This is a genomic window from Xanthomonas sp. SI, assembly GCF_014236855.1.
Classification (GTDB): Bacteria; Pseudomonadota; Gammaproteobacteria; order Xanthomonadales; family Xanthomonadaceae; genus Xanthomonas_A.
Genome location: NZ_CP051261.1, coordinates 671,872 through 687,585 on the forward strand (window position 1 = coordinate 671,872; position 15,714 = coordinate 687,585).

At 71.3% G+C, this 15,714-nt stretch carries 14 protein-coding genes; 9 read left to right on the forward strand and 5 right to left on the reverse strand.

What is annotated here, in order from left to right; translation table 11 throughout:
* Positions 1-64 precede the first annotated feature (64 nt).
* The gene (locus HEP75_RS02965) at positions 65-1,201 is read right to left on the reverse strand and encodes a LysM peptidoglycan-binding domain-containing protein (protein WP_185825381.1); all 1,137 of its coding nucleotides are present in this window, start codon (positions 1,199-1,201) and stop codon (positions 65-67) included.
* A 137-nt stretch (positions 1,202-1,338) separates the two neighbouring features.
* Here HEP75_RS02965 and def point away from each other — a divergent pair, with 137 nt between their 5' ends.
* The 8 genes from def to HEP75_RS03005 all read left to right on the forward strand — a co-directional run bounded on the left by def (position 1,339) and on the right by HEP75_RS03005 (position 10,384).
* The gene (gene def, locus HEP75_RS02970) at positions 1,339-1,851 is read left to right on the forward strand and encodes a peptide deformylase (protein ID WP_185825382.1); all 513 of its coding nucleotides are present in this window, start codon (positions 1,339-1,341) and stop codon (positions 1,849-1,851) included.
* 113 nt (positions 1,852-1,964) lie between these two features.
* Positions 1,965-2,888 carry a methionyl-tRNA formyltransferase gene (gene fmt, locus HEP75_RS02975; RefSeq protein WP_185825383.1) on the forward strand — a complete coding sequence of 308 codons (924 nt, stop codon included), beginning with the start codon at positions 1,965-1,967 and terminating at the stop codon, positions 2,886-2,888.
* Between the two features lie 16 nt (positions 2,889-2,904).
* Entirely contained in the window at positions 2,905-4,236 is a 1,332-nt protein-coding gene (gene rsmB, locus HEP75_RS02980) for a 16S rRNA (cytosine(967)-C(5))-methyltransferase RsmB (protein ID WP_185825384.1), read from the forward strand.
* A gap of 25 nt (positions 4,237-4,261) precedes the next feature.
* Entirely contained in the window at positions 4,262-5,977 is a 1,716-nt protein-coding gene (locus HEP75_RS02985) for a glycosyltransferase family 39 protein (RefSeq protein ID WP_185825385.1), read from the forward strand.
* Between the two features lie 58 nt (positions 5,978-6,035).
* Positions 6,036-7,073: a glycosyltransferase gene (locus HEP75_RS02990; RefSeq protein WP_185825386.1), complete on the forward strand. Its 1,038-nt coding sequence runs from the start codon at positions 6,036-6,038 to the stop codon at positions 7,071-7,073.
* 54 nt (positions 7,074-7,127) lie between these two features.
* Positions 7,128-8,432 carry an O-antigen ligase gene (locus HEP75_RS02995; protein WP_185825387.1) on the forward strand — a complete coding sequence of 435 codons (1,305 nt, stop codon included), beginning with the start codon at positions 7,128-7,130 and terminating at the stop codon, positions 8,430-8,432.
* Positions 8,433-8,516: 84 nt separating this feature from the next.
* The gene (locus tag HEP75_RS03000) at positions 8,517-9,350 is read left to right on the forward strand and encodes a glycosyltransferase family 2 protein (protein WP_185825388.1); all 834 of its coding nucleotides are present in this window, start codon (positions 8,517-8,519) and stop codon (positions 9,348-9,350) included.
* Complete coding sequence (locus HEP75_RS03005; protein WP_185825389.1) at positions 9,350-10,384, forward strand: CDP-glycerol glycerophosphotransferase family protein; 1,035 nt, start codon at positions 9,350-9,352, stop codon at positions 10,382-10,384. The genes HEP75_RS03000 and HEP75_RS03005 overlap by 1 nt, the downstream gene beginning before the upstream one ends.
* A gap of 31 nt (positions 10,385-10,415) precedes the next feature.
* Here HEP75_RS03005 and HEP75_RS03010 read toward each other — a convergent pair whose 3' ends face one another.
* From HEP75_RS03010 to ribA, 3 genes are all read right to left on the reverse strand, one after another.
* Positions 10,416-11,930: a PH domain-containing protein gene (locus HEP75_RS03010; RefSeq protein WP_185825390.1), complete on the reverse strand. Its 1,515-nt coding sequence runs from the start codon at positions 11,928-11,930 to the stop codon at positions 10,416-10,418.
* Entirely contained in the window at positions 11,927-12,475 is a 549-nt protein-coding gene (locus tag HEP75_RS03015) for a PH domain-containing protein (protein ID WP_185825391.1), read from the reverse strand. Before HEP75_RS03015 ends, HEP75_RS03010 begins: the two co-directional genes overlap by 4 nt.
* A gap of 172 nt (positions 12,476-12,647) precedes the next feature.
* Complete coding sequence (ribA, locus tag HEP75_RS03020) at positions 12,648-13,772, reverse strand: GTP cyclohydrolase II RibA (protein ID WP_185825392.1); 1,125 nt, start codon at positions 13,770-13,772, stop codon at positions 12,648-12,650.
* A 310-nt stretch (positions 13,773-14,082) separates the two neighbouring features.
* On the opposite strand from ribA, the gene HEP75_RS03025 reads away from it, so the two are divergent.
* A complete protein-coding gene (locus tag HEP75_RS03025) occupies positions 14,083-14,604 on the forward strand; it encodes a GNAT family N-acetyltransferase (RefSeq protein WP_185825393.1) in 522 nt (173 codons plus the stop codon).
* Between the two features lie 22 nt (positions 14,605-14,626).
* Here the strand turns inward: HEP75_RS03025 and HEP75_RS03030 are convergent, their stop codons facing one another.
* Positions 14,627-15,541: a lauroyl acyltransferase gene (locus HEP75_RS03030; RefSeq protein ID WP_185825394.1), complete on the reverse strand. Its 915-nt coding sequence runs from the start codon at positions 15,539-15,541 to the stop codon at positions 14,627-14,629.
* Positions 15,542-15,714: the final 173 nt, after the last annotated feature.

Genomic DNA, 15,714 nt, shown 5'->3' on the forward strand with positions numbered 1-15,714 from the left:
CAAACGCAGACGGCGCCCTCGGGCGCCGTCTGGTGCGGATGTAGGACTTGCCCGCGTGCGCGGGTCAGCGCGCGTCCGGGTGCTTCACGTCGTAGCCGATCCGGGTCGGCTTGACGCCGTCCATCACCAGCGCGTAGCTGACCTTGTCGAAGGTGCGGAACACCATCGCGTGCGCGGCGTATTCGTCGGGCAAGGCCACCGAGCCGCGGCCGCCGGTGAAGCCGTCGTCGGCGCGCGAGGTGTTCGGGCGATGCACGCGGTCGTTGACCCGGGTGCCGTGACGCCACAGCGACACCACGGTGCCGTTGTCGATGCCCTCGCGGCTGCCGCCGGAGATCGCGATCACGTCGCGCGGACCGGCGGCGCTGAACGCGTCGGCCACCGCCAGCACCCGCAGCCCGGCCTCGAGCGCCTGCGCCGAGGGCGGATGCGGCACGAACTGCAGGTCGTAGGGCTGCGCCTGGACCGCGATCAGGCGGTCGCCGGCGCGTACTTCGCGGGCGCTGTCCTGCAGCAGCAGGGTGGTGGCCTGGCTGTCGTCGGCGGAAACGCGGGTGACGGTACCGATATTGACCTGGGCCAGTTCGTAGCCCAGCGTTTCGCGGCGCTTGTTGTCTGGCGCCACGAAGGTCTGCCACAGGTTGCCGGTGCCCGGGGTGCTGCGGCCCTCGTTGTTCAGGTCGTCGCTGAGCCTGGGCAGTTCGTAGCGCACGGTTGGCCGCACCACCGCGTAGCGCTGCCCGACCTGCGCCTCACTGAGACCGGTCGCGTAGACCACCTGGCCGATGGTGGCGCGCAGCCGATTGTCCTCGAAGCCCACCACGTAGGGCAGCTCGTCGATGCTGTCGGCCACGCGCAGGTTCTTCAGGAACGGCTCGACGTCGGACAGCGGGATCGCGTCGATCGGCGCGTCCTGGCGCGGGCCCTGCTTGACCGTGGCGTGCGCCACGCGGTCCAGGTAGGCCAGGCTGAGCACGTCGCCGGGGTAGATCAGATGCGGGTTCTGCACCTGCGGGTTGGCCTGCCAGATTTCCGGCCACAGCCACGGCTTGCCGAGGAAACGCCCGGCGATGTCCCACAGCGTGTCGCCCTTGCGCACCACGTAGGTGTCAGGGTGTTCGGCAGCCATGCTCGCGGAAGCGGCATAGGTCGCCACGGTAAGCATCGCCACGGCGACGACCGTACGGAGTCGATTGAACATGAGTGCGGAGCCTGATTCCCCAACAGGTCCGCGCACTATAGTCCAGAACCCTGGGCGCGGCGCAAGCGTTGCCGCCAGAACGGGGTAGAATTGTCATGTCTTGCCGAATTATCCGGCGCCCCCAACTGGGTACCGCTATGGCCCTGCTTCCCATCCTCGAATTCCCCGATCCCCGCCTGCGCACCAAGGCGGTGCCGGTCGACCCTGCCGAAGTGACCGCGCCGGCGTTCCAGCGCCTGCTCGACGACATGTTCGAAACCATGTACGAAGCCCCCGGCATCGGCCTGGCCGCGAGCCAGGTGGACATGCACAAGCGCTTCATGGTCATCGACGTCAGCGAGGAGAAGAACGCCCCGCAGGTGTTCATCAACCCGCAGATCGTGCAGCGCGACGGCGAGCAGGTGTACCAGGAAGGCTGCCTGTCGGTGCCCGGCATCTATGCCGACGTGACCCGCGCCGACGCCATCGTCGTGCGCTACCTGGACCGCCACGGCCAGCCGCAGGAACTGTCCGCCGACGGCGTGCTGGCGGTCTGCGTGCAGCACGAGATGGACCACCTGGACGGCAAGCTGTTCGTCGACTACCTCTCCCCGCTCAAGCGCGAGATGGTGCGCAAGAAGCTGGCCAAGGCGCGCAAGCACGTGGCTTGAAGGCCGGGATTCGGGATTCGGGAGTGGGGATTCGTCAGAGCGAATCGGGTCCCTTCCGGTCGCCGAGTCCTGCCGTTGCGAATCCCTAATCCCCACTCCCGAATCCCCGCCCAATGAAAATCGTCTTCGCCGGTACGCCGGACTTCGCCGTGCCGTCGTTGCGCGCGGCCGCGCAGCGCCATGAAGTGGTCGCGGTCTACACCCAGCCGGACCGGCCCGCCGGGCGCGGCCGCGGGCTGACCCCGTCGCCGGTGAAGCTGGAGGCGGTCGCACGCGGCATTCCGGTGCTGCAGCCGGACACCCTGCGTTCTCCGGAGGCGCTGCAGACCCTGCGCGCGCTGCAGCCGGACCTGATGGTGGTGGTGGCCTACGGCCTGATCCTGCCCAAGGCGGTGCTGGCGATCCCGACCCATGGCTGCTGGAACGTGCACGCCTCGCTGCTGCCGCGCTGGCGCGGCGCCGCGCCGATCCAGCGCGTGATCGAGGCCGGCGACAGCGAGACCGGGGTGTGCCTGATGCAGATGGAAGCGGGCCTGGACACCGGCCCGGTGCTGATGTCCCAGCGCACCCCGATCGGCGACAGCGAGACCGGCGGGCAACTGCACGACCGGCTGGCCGCGCTCGGCGCGCAGGTGCTGGCCGACGGCCTGGGCCTGCTGCGCGCCGGCATCCGCCCGGTGTCGCAGCCGCAGCCGGACGCCGGCGTCACCTACGCGCACAAGCTGGACAAGGCGCAGGCGCGGCTGGACTGGCAGCAGCCGGCGGCGCAGCTGGCGCTGCGGGTGCGCGCGTTCAATCCGTGGCCGATCACCGAAGCGGTGCTGGCCGGCGAGCGCGTGCGCATCCATGGCGCGGTGGCGCTGGAGCTGGCGCATGCGCAGCCGCCGGGCACGGTGCTGGCCGCCTCCAAGCAAGGCATCGACATCGCCTGCGGCCAGGGCGCGTTGCGCCTGCGCGTGCTGCAGCGCGAAGGCGGCAAGGCGATCACCGCCGCCGACTACCTCAACGCCCGGCGCGACCTGCCGGTGCTGGCCTGAACCGGCGCGACCGCCCGTGACGCAGACGCCTGCCGCGCCGCCTGCCGCCGCGCCGTCGCCGGGCGTCGCGCCGCGCGTCGTCGCCGCCCGCGTACTGAGCGCGGTGATCGACCGCGGCCGTTCGCTGAAGGCCGAACTGGCCACCGCGCTGCCGGCGCTGCCCGACCCGCGCGATCGCGCCCTGGTCGAGGCGATCTGCTTCGCCGTGCTGCGCCGGCGCCCGGCCTACGAGGCGGCGCTGCGGCTGTGGATGCAGAAGCAGTTGCCGCAACGCGACGCCGAACTGCGCACGCTGCTGATGGCCGGCTTCGCCCAACTCGACGTACTCGGCCTGGCGCCGCACGCGGCGCTGTCGGCGACGGTGGAGGCGGCGCGGGCGCTGGACCGGCCGCGCCAGGCCGGCATGGTCAACGCCCTGCTGCGCCGCGCGCTGCGCGACGGGTTGCCGGCGGTGGCCGCCGATGCCGGCTGGCCGCTGTGGCTGCGCGATGCGCTGCACGCCGACTGGCCGCAACAGGCCGAGGCGATCTTCGCCGCCAGCCAGCAGGCGGCACCGCTGTGGCTGCGGGTGAACCGCCAGCGCAGCACGCGCGACGCCTATCTGCAGCGGCTGGCCGACGTCGGCATCGGCGCGCAGGCGGTGCCGGACCTGGTCGATGCGATCCGCCTGGCCGAGTCGGTGGCGATGAACGCCTTGCCCGGCTTTGCCGAGGGCTGGGTCTCGGTGCAGGACGGCTCGGCGCAGCAGGTCGCCGACGTGCTGGCGCCGGCGCCGGGCGCGCGCGTGCTCGATGCCTGCGCCGCGCCTGGCGGCAAGTCCGCGCACCTGCTCGAACGCGATCCGACGCTGCGCCTGACCGCGCTGGACGTGGACGCGCGGCGCCTGGCGCGGGTGCGCGAGACCTTCGAGCGCACCGGTGCCGGCGCGCAGGCGCTGCTGCAGGCGGCCGATGCGGCGCAGCCGGACAGCTGGTGGGACGGCGAGGCGTTCGATGCGGTGCTGCTCGACGCGCCGTGCTCGGCCACCGGCATCGTGCGCCGCCAGCCCGACGTGCTGCTGCACCGGCGGCGCGAGGACGTGGTCGCGCTGCAGGCGCTGCAGGCGCGGCTGCTGGACGCCGGCTGGCAGGTGCTGCGTCCGGGCGGGGTGCTGGTCTACGCGACCTGTTCGCTGCTCAAGGACGAGAACGAACGCCAGCTGCAGGCGTTCATGGCGCGGACCGCCGATGCCGCGGCCGAGGATCCCGGCGCGGCCTGCGGCCATGCGTCCGGCGGCGGCCGCCAGCGCCTGCCCGGCGAGCAGGAGCGCGACGGGTTCTTCTATGCGCGGCTGCGCAAGACGGCGTGAACCCACCCCGGTATCATCCTGCCCCATGCTGAAGACCCGCGCGTCCCGAGAATTCTGGTTGCTGGCCCTGCTCGCGCTGCTGGTGCTCGGCGCCGGCCTGGGCCTGCGCGATCCGCACCCGGCCGACGAACCGCGCTTCGCGCTGGTCGCCAAGCAGATGGTGGACAGCGGCAACTGGCTGTTCCCGCACCGCGGCACCGAGCTGTACTCGGACAAGCCGCCGATGCTGATGTGGCTGCAGGCGTCGTTCTACACCGTGTTTGGCAACTGGCGGGTGGCGTTCCTGCTGCCGTCGCTGCTGGCCGGGCTGGGCACGCTGGCCTGCGTCTACGATCTGGGCCGGCGCCTGTGGACGCGCCGGGTCGGCATGTATGCGGCGTATGCGCTGCTGTTCGCGTTCCACTTCACCTACCAGGCGAAGAAGGCGCAGATCGATCCGCTGGTGGTGTTCTACATCACCCTGGCCAACTACGGCCTGTTGCGCCACGTGCTGCGCGGACCCGATTGGCGAATGTGGGCGCTGGGCTGGTTCGCCGCCGGCCTGGGCACGATCACCAAGGGCGTGGGCGCGCTGGCGCTGCTGATGCTGCTGCCGGCCGCGGCGGCATCGCTGGCGCAGTGGCGCGGGGTCAGGATCGGTGCGCGCAATCCGCGCTTCTGGCTGGGGCCGCTGGCGTTCCTGGGCGCGGTGTCGATCTGGCTGGTGCCGATGGTGACCACGGCGCTGTCGGCGCACCAGCCCGAATACCGCGCCTACCTCGACGACATCCTGTTCCGGCAGACCGCCGGGCGCTACGCCAGGTCCTGGGACCACCCGCACGGGCCGTTCTACTTCTTCGGGGTGATGCCGAGCATGTGGCTGCCGCTGCTGCTGGCCTTGCCGTGGGCGATCCCGGCCTGGGCGCGGCGCCTGCGCCGGCGCGATCCGCGCTACCTGCTGCCGCTGGCGTGGTGGGCGCTGATCGTGCTGTTCTTCTCCATTCCCACCGGCAAGCGCGACGTCTACATCCTGCCGGCGCTGCCGATGCTGTGCCTGGCGATGGCGCCGCTGATCCCTGGGCTGTTGCGCAAGACCGGGGTCAAGCGGCTGCTGTTGGCGTTCACCGTGGTGCTGACCGTGGCGCTGGGCGGCGTCGGCGCGGCGATCCTGGCCGGGCACGGGTTCCGCGCGCAGATGATGGAGCAGCGCGGCGTCGATCTGCAGACCGTGCAGGCGCTGGCCTGGATCCTATTGGCGCTTGGCCTGTGGGGCGTGGCCAGCCTGGCGGTGTTCGCACGGCGGCGTCCGGAGCTGGCGATGGTGTCCACGCTGAGCATGCTGTGGGTGCTGGTGGGGCTGCTGGTGTATCCGCTGATCAACACGTCCAGCTCCGCACGCGGAGTGATGGAGGCGGCCGGCCGCCGCATCGGGCCGGACGCGGAACTGGGCCTGGTGGCCTGGAAGGAGCAGAACCTGCTGATGGCCGACCGCGCCGCGACCACCTTCGGTTTCGTGGTGCCGTGGGACGAGCAGTTGCGCCGCGGCGTGGCCTGGCAGGCGCAGGCGCCGCAGCGGCGTTGGCTGCTGGTGCAGGAGGCGGCGATGCTCGGCTGCATCGATCGCCGCGCCAGCACCCTGGCCGGGGTGTCCAACCGCCGCGACTGGTGGCTGGTGCCGGCCGCCGCCGTGCACGGCCGATGCACGGTCACCACCGGCGACCGCGACCGCTTGCGCGAGCAGGACAAGGACCGCTTCGAGTGAATCGCGGCCGCGCCCGCTCCGGTCTCGATCTCGGCGCCGTGCGGACGGGAGGTGTGGCATGCCGATGCGCTTGATCCGGGTCATCAGCCGCGACAACGGCGGTGGCCTGAGCCGCGACCTGCAGGTGGTCGCCGAGGCATTGCGCAGCAGCGGCCGCTATCGGGTGGAGGTGCTCGGCTTCGGCACCGTGCGTTTCGCCAACCACCTGCGCGAACTGCGCCTGGCCCTGCGCAGCCTGCTGCGCGGCCGCGCCGACCTGCAGATTTTCCTGGAACGGGTCTATCCGCGCTGCCTGGGCGCCGGCCGGCGCAATGTGCTGGTGCCCAATCCGGAGTGGTTTCGCCGCAAGTGGCTGCGCTGGTTGCCGCGTTTCCAGCGGGTCTTGTGCAAGACCTGGCAGGCGGAGCAGCTTTTTTCCGCGCAGGGTCCGGCGACCACCTTCATCGGTTTCTGCAGCGACGACTGCTACCGCCCGGAGGTGCCGCGCGAGCGCGCCTGCCTGCACGTGGCCGGGCGCAGCTCGGCCAAGGGCACCGCCGTGTTGCTGCAGACCTGGGCACAGCACCCGGAATGGCCGCGGCTGACGGTGGTGCAGAGCGCGAAGAAATCGCGCCCGATCGAGGCCGAGAACATCGATTACCTGACCGGCTACCTGGACCAGCACGAGCTGCGCCGCTTGCAGAACGCGCATCGCTTCCACCTGTGCCCGTCCGAGGTCGAGGGCTTCGGCCACTACATCATGGAAGCGTTGAGCGTTGGTGCGGTGGTGATCACCACCAACGGCGCGCCGATGAACGAACTGGTGACTGCCGAGCGCGGTGTGCTGATCGAGCCGGTCGGCGAGCGCGAGGACAATTTCGGCGTGCGCTACCGGATCGATGTGGCCGGCATCGAGCGGGCCATGGCGCAGGCGCTGGCCCTGGCGCCGATGCAATGCGATGCGCTGGGCACTGCCGCGCGCACCTTCTTCGAGTCGCGCCAGCACGAGTTCGGCGAGCGCCTGCAGGCGGTGGTGGCCGATCTGCTCGGCGATGCGCCGCCGCCGGCCACGTTGGCGCCGGCCGGGACCGGCCGCGTGCAGGTCAGGTCGGGTTAGGGGTCGCGCTTGGATCATCGCCCCCCAATTGTCTTTCCGTCCGTTCTTTCCTAGATGACCGAAGAAGCCACATCGCACCGCGCCGCATCGCCGCTGGCCGCGTTCCCGTCCCATCGCCACACTGTGGCCGAGTGGGGCGCCGCGTTGGGCCTGCTGTGCCTGCCGGCGCTGGTGGTCAGCATCCCCGGCGGGTTGCTGCCGTTCGGTCTGCTGCTGTTGGCGAGCAGCCTGCTGGCGCTGGACCGCCTGCGCCGTGCGGCGTCCGGGCTGCAGCCCTCGCTGCGTTGGTTGACCGTGCTGGCGCTGCTGGTGATCGTGCTGTCGGTGTTCTCTCTCCTGTACTTCGGCCAGGCGCTGAAGGACATCGACAACCGCACCCGCTTTCTGGTGCTGCCGTGGACCGCGCTGTGGGTCTACGCGCTGCGTCCGCCGCGGCAGTTGCTGTGGTGGGGCGCGCTGCTGGGCATCTTCGCCACCCTGGTGCTGGCGGTCGTGCAGGTGCTGCAGGGCCAGCCGCGTGCCGAGGGCTGGACCAACGCGATCGTGCTCGCCGACGTGGTGCTGGTGCTGATGATGGTGGCGGTGTTCTGCCGGCCGCATGGGCGCTGGCCGTGGACGATCGTCGCGATCGTCGCCGGCTGCGCGACCATCCTGCTCAGCGGCAGCCGCGGCGTCTGGTTGGGCGTGTTGTTGCTGCTGGTGGTCATCGCCCTGTGCTCGCACTGGCGCAGCGGCCGCGCGCGGCTGGTGATCCTGGGCGTGCTCACCGTGCTGGCGGCGACCCTGGTGCTGAGCGTGCCTGCGCTGACCCGGCAGACCCGCCTGGCCGAACTGCATCACGACGTGCAGCGCTACGAGCGCGGCGACAGCGATTCCTCGGCCGGGGCGCGCATCGAACGGCTGCAGGTGGCGGCGGCGACCTTCGTCGAGCATCCGCTGGTCGGGGTCGGCGTGGGCCGCTTCGACAATGCGATGCTGCGCCTGCCCGATTGCCGCAGCAAGACCTGGGTGGAGCGCTGCCATCTGGGCCATGCGCACAACGACCTGGCCGAATGGAGCGCGACCCAGGGCCTGCCCGGCACTGTGCTGATCCTGCTGGTCTACGGCGTGCCGCTGTGGCTGCTGCTGCGTCTGTACCGGCGGCGGCCGAATCGCGAGTTTCATGGCCCGGCCGCGGCCGGAATCATGGTGGTGGCCGGCTACATCCTGTGCGGCATGACCCAGTCGATGTTCGCGCATCAGGTCACCACCGGCTTCTACGTATCCCTGGTCGGCGTGCTGATCGGGCTGGCGGCCTGCGATGCGCAGGCGCCGCGGGTGCGCGCCGACGCCGCTGAAGGCGCTGCCGGAAGCCGGTAGACTGCCGATCCCGCACCGCCGAGCGGCGCGGCGCCGACCGCGCCACGTCCGCAGGTTGCACCGCTGCCCCGGATACCGAGCGCCATGGCCGACGCCGCCGCGACCACCTTGCCGCTCAGCCTGGTGGTGATGACCTACAACGAAGCCGCCAACATCGGGCGCTGCCTGGACAGCGTGCCGTTCGCCGCCGACAAGCTGGTGGTGGACTGCGGCAGCACCGACGCCACCGCAGAGATCGCCCGCGCGCACGGCGCGCGGGTGGTCGAGCAGGCCTGGCTGGGCTTCGGCGCGCAGCGCAACTTCGCTTCCACCCAGGCCGCGCACGACTGGATCCTGGTGCTGGACGCGGACGAATTCCTGTCCGACGCGCTGCGCGCCGAATGTCTGGCGCGGCTGCCGCAACTCCTGGCCGAGGATCGGCTGGACGCGGTGTGGCTGCGCCGCAGCACCTGGTACATGGGCGCGCCGATGCGCTGGTACCGGCCGATGGTCGGCGAGCGCCTGGCGCGGCTGTACCACCGCGGCCGCGCGCGCTGGAGCGATGCGCGGGTGCACGAATCGCTGCGTTTCGACGGCGCCAGCGCCGAGTTCGCGCCGCCGTTCAACCACCTGCACAACCCGACCCTGGTGCACAAGCAACTCAAGGTGCTGCGCTACGCCGAACTTAAGGCGCTCGGCTGGCGCGACAAGCACAAGCCGGTGAGAATGTGGCAGAGCCCGTTCGTGTTCGCCGGCGCCTTCCTCAAGGATTACCTGCTGCGCCTGGCGGTGCTCGATGGCTGGCGCGGCTTCGTGGTAGCGCAGACCGCGGCCAGCTACGCGCTGTACAAGCGCATGCGCTACTACGAGATGCAGGTCAACCCGGCCTCGGTGGAACAGGCGCGGGCGCAGCTGCAACGGCACGATCTGGAGCATTGATGAGCAAGCACTATCTGCTGTACGGATCCGAACGCTATGCGCTGGCGATATTGCGTCCGCTGCAGGCCGCGATCCGCGCGCGCGGCGACGAGGCGGCGTGGTTCTTCGACGGCCCCGGCGCCGCCGATCTGAGCGCCGACGAGCGCCACCTGGCCACGGTCGAAGAGGTGCTGGCGTGGAATCCGTACGCGGTGATCACCTCCAGCAACGCGGTGCCGCACTTCTTCCCCGGAGTGAAGGTCGAGACCTTCCACGGCTTCGACGCCGGCAAGCCGCGGCACATCTATGTGCGCGGCTTCTTCGACCTGTACTGCACCACCGGCCCGCGCGACACCGCTGCGTTCGGCGCGCTGGCGCGCAGGCTCGGCCACTTCGCGGTGAAGGAAACCGGCTTCCCCAAGATCGACCCGTTCATGCGCGAGATCGGCGCCGAGCTGGCGCCGGTGCGGCAACCGCCGGTGATCCTGTACCACTCCACGTTCTCGCCGTCGTGGAGCGCGGCCGGCATCCTCTACGACGAGGTCAAGCGGCTGTCGCGCAGTGGCGAGTGGCGCTGGATCGTGACCTTCCATCCGAAGATGGACCTGGAGATGGTGGCGCGCTACCGCGCGCTCGAGAACGCGTACCTGCGCTTCGCCGACAACGACAACATCCTGGAGCTGTTCCCGCAGGTGGACCTGATGTGCTCGGACACCTCCTCGGCGCTCAACGAGTTCCTGCTCACCTACAAGCCGGTGGTGACGTTCAAGAACCGGCGCCCAGGGCCGCAGCTGATCGACATCGACGACCCGGCGCAGTTCGAGCCGGCGATCCGCCGCGCGCTGGCGCGGCCGCCAGAACTGATGGCGGCGATCCGCGACTTCGCCGACGGCCTGCATCCCTACCGCGATGGGCAGTCCAGCGAGCGCGTGCTGCGCGCGATCGACGATTTCGTCGCCGAGGGCGCGCGCAATCCCAAACGCAAGCCGTGGAATTTCTGGCGCAAGCTGAAGATCCGCCGACGCATCGGCTACTGGGGCCGCGGCGCGCGTTGAGCCGGCGCATGGCCGGGTGCGGCGCTTGCCGCTACCAGCGCAGCCGACGCCGCGCCAGCGCGCGGCTCAGTTGCAGGTACAGCGCCTGCGCTTCGGCCTCGGGCACCAGGTGCACCCGCAACGGCGGTTCGCCATGGCGGGCGCCGGCGGTATCCAGCCACAGGGTGGCGGTGCCGCAATAGCGGTCCAGCGGCGAGCGGGTCAGCTGCAGCGTCTGCAGCTTGTCGATCTCGGCCAGCCGCCACCAGCGTGTCCACCAGCCGCCGCGCACCGCCACGTAGCGCGCGTCCAGCGCATAGCTCATGCGCTGCGTGTGGCGCCAGGCCTTGAACGCCGACCACGGCAGCCACAGCAGCGACAGCGCTGCCCAGGCGCCAAAGGCTTGCCACAGGCCGGCGCACAGCAGCGGCACCACGCACAGCGCCGGCAGGCATAGCCGCCACCAGCAGCGCGTGGCGATCCCGTGCCATTGCGGCGGCGGCCAGGCGATCTGCGGCAGCAGCCGGTGCAGCAAGGCGTCGCAGGCGGCCGGGGTTGCCAGCGGCGCCAGCTCCTTCAACGCCTGCCCGTGCTCGTGGTGCGATTCCATCACCGCAGTGTCGATGTGCAGGCTGCGCCGCCGCAGCAGGCGTTGCAGCACGCTCTCGTGCAGGGTCCAGGCCTGGATCCGGCGCCGCGCCACGCTGTTGCGCAGCCGGGTCAGCAGGCCGCGCTCCACGGTCAGCCGGCGCTCGCTCTCGCTGAGCCGGAAGCCGTAGTACTGCAGCAGCGCCAGCGCCATCGACAGTACGCGCATGACCAACAGCAGCGTCGCCAGCATCAGCGCCACGCTGACCGCGCCGGCCATCCAGCCCAGTTGCAGGTGGCTGGCGTAGCCGAACAACTGCCGCCCGTAATGCTCGATCGCATTGGAGACCATGCGCTCGGGGAACAGGTGATAGGTGGCGCCGAACGCGGTGATCACCACCACCATGCCGCGGTTGGAGATCAGTCCCTGGCGCAGCACTTCCGAGGTGGGCAGCGCCAACAGCACGTCGCTGGCCGGCGCTGCGTCCGCCGAGGCGGGCGCGGTCTCGGCGGCATGCGCGCGGTGGCGGATCTGCCGCTCCAGCGCCAGCGCCTGGTCCAGCCGCAGCACCCGCATCTGCGCTTCCGGCTTGGTCCCGCCGGCCGATTCCAGCCGCACTTCGGCCACGCCGAACAGCCGATGCAGCAGCGACTGGTGCACCACCACGTTGTGGATGCGCGCGAACGGGATCTCGCGCAGGCTGCGTTCCAGCCAGCCGCTGCGGATGCTCAGGCTGTCGCGGCCGATGCGGTACTGGTAGGTGAGGTAGCGCAGCAGCGACACCGCGATCAGCGCGCTGCCCACCAGCAGCATCATCAGCTGGTCGACATGGTCGTTGCGGCCGTCGCGCCCGCCGAACACCAGCAGCGCCAGCAGCGGCAACAGGAAATGCCGCAGGTGCTGCAGCAGCACGAACAGCCACGACCACGGGTGCAGGCGCCGGACCGCGGTGTCCTCGGCGTCCAGGGCGGCGCTCACAGCGCGTCGTCGTCGTGGTCGAGCTGGTGCGCCAGGCGTTCGCGCAGGCGCTCGGCGTCGGCCTGGTCCAGGCCGGGCACGGCCACCGCGTTGTGCCGGGTGCCTGCGGTGTGCACCACCAGGGTGGCCAGGCGCGCGGCGCGCTCCAGCGGGCCGCGACGCAGGTCCAGATGCTGCACGCGCGACATCGGAACGTGCACCTCGCTCTGCCACAGCCGCCCGCGGCGCAGGTCCAGGCCCTGCGCGTTCAGCCGCCAACGGATCCGGCGATGGCGCACGAAGCCGATGCAGGCGCCGAACAGCGTGCCGAGCGCCGCGGCGCCGGCACCGATGAGCAAGGCCTGGCGGCTGTGCAGCGAGAAACCGAAGATCGCCGCGCCGATCAGCACGCTGAGGCCCAGCATGCAGCCGCCGCCTAGCGCGGCCAGCCAGGCGCCGCGCAGCGGCAGCGGCAACCAGTCGTCCGCAGGCGCGAACGCCGTGGCGGCCTGAGGGTCGGCGCCAAGCGCGGCAGCAGAGGGGTCCAGGGACGGTGGTGCGGTCACGGTGGGCTCTCGAAGCGATGGGCGGGCACTGCGCACGCGCGCCGCGTAGGTCCCCGATCGTAACGCGGGCGGCACCCGGCGTGTTTCGCGCGCGGGCGCGAGGTGTCTGGAGCCCCTCTCCGCAGCGCGCCTCGCCGTTCGGCCTGCGCCGCTGTCGTCGTTGCCGGTGCTGTCAGCGCGCGGCGTGCAGCAGCGCGTCCACATCCAGCGCATGGCCGGCACGGGCGGCCTTGGTGCGCAGATAGCCCTCGTTCTCGGCGGTGATCGCGCCGGTGATCGGGATGCGTTCGACCACCTCGATGCCGGCCGCGCGCAGGCGCTCGGCCTTGGAGGGATTGTTGGTCAGCAGGCGCACGCGCTGGATGCCGAGCCCGCGCAGCATCGCCACCGCGCCGCCGTAGCGGCGCTCGTCGGCGCCGAACCCCAGCTGCGCATCGGCGTCGATGGTGTCCAGCCCGTCGTGCTGGTAGCCGTAGGCGCGCATCTTGGTGGCGATGCCGGTGCCGCGGCCTTCCTGGTCCAGGTACAGCAGCACGCCGCCGCCGAGCTCCTTGAGCTTGGCCAGGCCATGCCGCAGCTGGTCGCCGCAGTCGCACTTCAGCGAGCCGAACAGGTCGCCGGTGAGGCAGGAGGAGTGCACCCGCACCGGTACCGGTGCCGACAGGTCGGGCTGGCCGATCACGATCGCGACCTGGTCGCGCTGCGCCACGCCGCCGCGGAACACCACGAATTCGCTGCTGCCGAGATCGCGCAGCGGCACCTGGGTGCGGGTCACCAGTTCGTAGCTGCCGGCGGTGGTGGTCGCGCAGCCGTGTTCCAGATCGTCCAGCTGCAGCGACTGGCAGCCCTGGAAGGCGCTGCTGTCCGCGCCCAGGTCCACCGCGATCATCGCCGGCAGCAGCAGGCCCAGGCGCGCGATCTCTACCGCGCCGGCATCCAGCGCATCGCCCGGCAGCCAGTGCGCCGGCAGCGTGCCGTCGCGCAGGTAGGCCAGTGCCGCCAGCGCGTCGTAGGACTGACCGGCCAGGGCGATGCGCGCGCCCTGCGGCGCGGCCAGGCCCAGCACCTGCGCGCGGGTCGGGGTCAGGAACAGGTAATGCCGCTGCCCCGCCGCCTGGGCGAAGCTGAGGTAGGACTGCGTGGTGCTGCTGTCCAGCGCCAGCACCGCGCGCGCCTGGCCCTGGCGGCCTTCGATGATCACCGGCCGGCCGGCACGCAGCTCCGAGGCCGCGCGCTCGCTGCGGATCGCGGCGGGATCGCCGAAGGCGTGCACGGAGGTGGGGGCGGGGCTGGTCATGCACGACTCCAAATGGGGATCTCCGGCGCCGCTTCAAGGCGTGCCGGCGGCGCTGCGCCCGGCAAGCGCCGCGTGTGGGCGGGTGCGGCGGCGGTTTCGGTGCGCCATTGTCGCGTGGTTTGGCCGTGCCGCCAGCATGCGCGGGATGGAACGCACTGTGCGCCGCGCCGGCATGCCTCGCACGCAACCGTCGGCCGGCGCGCGGTCACTCACGAAATCGTGGTCGCGGCCGCCCGGCAGGCGGGACGGGCATGTTCAAGCGCGGTCGATTGATTTCTACTACGCCGGACCCGTTCCCCAGGACCTGCGCATGCACCTCGTCGAATGCACCGAACAGCGCCATGCCGGCGCGATCCTGGAGATCTTCAACGAGGCCATCGTCCGTTCCACCGCCCTGTACGACTACCGGCCGCGCCCGCCGGAGAGCATGGCCGGCTGGTTCGCGGCCAAGCGCGCCGGCGGTTTCCCGGTGATCGGGGTCGAGGACGTGGACGGCACCCTGCTCGGTTTCGCCAGTTATGGCACGTTCCGCGCCTGGCCGGCGTTCAAGTACAGCGTCGAGCATTCGGTCTACGTGCACCGCGACCATCGCGGCAAGGGCCTGGGGCGGCGCCTGCTGCTGGCGCTGGTCGAGGCGGCGCAGGCGCGCGGCGTGCACGTGCTGGTGGGCGGCATCGACGCCAGCAACAGCGGCAGCATCGCGCTGCACGAGCAACTGGGCTTCGTGCATGCCGGTACCGTGCGCGAGGCCGGTTTCAAGTTCGGGCGCTGGCTGGACCTGGCCTTCTACCAGCGCATCCTCGCCACGCCGACGGACCCGCACGACGACTAGCGGCTGCGCGGGATGCGCGCCGCTAGTGCGGGTGCCTGGCCGTGGCGTAGGGGTTGGCTTCGGTCGGATTCGGACGCAGCGTGTAGCGCTTGTAGGTCCACTGGTACTGCGCCGGGTCGCGACGCGCCACGCGCTCCACGCCTTCGTTCAGCGCGGTCGCGGCGCGCAGCGGGTCCGGGTCGGCGATCGCCTCCGGCGCCGGCTGCACCTGCAGCGCGAATTCCAGGTCGTTGCCGACCCGCTCGCACCACGCGAACAGCACGATCGCGCCGGTGCGTTCGGCCAGCCGGTTGACCAGGGTCATGGTCAGCGCCGGCACGCCGAAGAACGGCGCGAACACGCCGTCGCCGGCCTTGGGTTGCTGGTCGGGAAGAATGCCGACCGCGCCGCCGTCCTTGAGCACCTTGAACAGCTGCCGCACCGCCGGGCCTTCGGCGCGCACCTGGCGCACGTTGTCGCCGCTGCGCACCAGTTGCAGGAAGGCGTCGCCGACGTCGGAGGCCGGCGCGCGATAGACGATGGCGATGTCGCCGCGCGAGGCCAGCCACTGGTTCAGCAGTTCCCAGTTGCCGAAGTGCGGCGCCGCCACGATCACCCCGCGGCCCGAGGCCAGCGCCGCGTCGTACAGGTCTTGTCCATTGCGCTGGCGCAGCCGGGCCAGGTTCTGCGCCGGCGGCCGGGTCCACAGCACCAGGGTCTCGAAGGCCTGCCGCGCGGTGGAGCGCAGCACGTCGCGGTGCAGCGCGATGCGCTCGCTCGGCAGCAGCTCCGGGTAGGCCAGCTCCAGGTTGCGGCGGGTGACGCGGCTTTCGCGCGCGTCCTTGCGCAGCCACAGCCAGGCCAGGCCGTCGGCCAGGCGCCGCAGCCACGGCCAGGGCAGGCGCGCCATGGCGGCGGCGCAGCGATATAGAACGGTTGCGAGCGTTGCGGGTTTCATCGCGCCAGTTTATCCGCTGCGCCGGCCGTGCCAGGTCGAATGCATCCCTATGACCCGATCGGCATCACGAATCGGTCCGCTTGTGGGCCATCGCGACTTCCGCTGAGCGCCGCGACTCGGCCATGATGCCGACGGGATGACAGCGCCCCGCCGAACCCGGATGCTTCCGAGTC

Excerpts from the sequence above, each read along its gene's own strand:
- HEP75_RS02985 (WP_185825385.1), top strand. The coding sequence starts at position 4,262 with ATGCTGAAGACCCGCGCGTCCCGAGAATTCTGGTTGCTGGCCCTGCTC.
- HEP75_RS02995 (WP_185825387.1), top strand. The coding sequence starts at position 7,128 with ATGACCGAAGAAGCCACATCGCACCGCGCCGCATCGCCGCTGGCCGCG.
- def (WP_185825382.1), top strand. The coding sequence starts at position 1,339 with ATGGCCCTGCTTCCCATCCTCGAATTCCCCGATCCCCGCCTGCGCACC.
- HEP75_RS03025 (WP_185825393.1), top strand. The coding sequence starts at position 14,083 with ATGCACCTCGTCGAATGCACCGAACAGCGCCATGCCGGCGCGATCCTG.
- HEP75_RS03005 (WP_185825389.1), top strand. The coding sequence starts at position 9,350 with ATGAGCAAGCACTATCTGCTGTACGGATCCGAACGCTATGCGCTGGCG.
- HEP75_RS03000 (WP_185825388.1), top strand. The coding sequence starts at position 8,517 with ATGGCCGACGCCGCCGCGACCACCTTGCCGCTCAGCCTGGTGGTGATG.
- HEP75_RS02965 (WP_185825381.1), bottom strand. The coding sequence starts at position 1,201 with ATGTTCAATCGACTCCGTACGGTCGTCGCCGTGGCGATGCTTACCGTG.
- HEP75_RS02990 (WP_185825386.1), top strand. The coding sequence starts at position 6,036 with ATGCCGATGCGCTTGATCCGGGTCATCAGCCGCGACAACGGCGGTGGC.
- ribA (WP_185825392.1), bottom strand. The coding sequence starts at position 13,772 with ATGACCAGCCCCGCCCCCACCTCCGTGCACGCCTTCGGCGATCCCGCC.
- HEP75_RS03030 (WP_185825394.1), bottom strand. The coding sequence starts at position 15,541 with ATGAAACCCGCAACGCTCGCAACCGTTCTATATCGCTGCGCCGCCGCC.
- fmt (WP_185825383.1), top strand. The coding sequence starts at position 1,965 with ATGAAAATCGTCTTCGCCGGTACGCCGGACTTCGCCGTGCCGTCGTTG.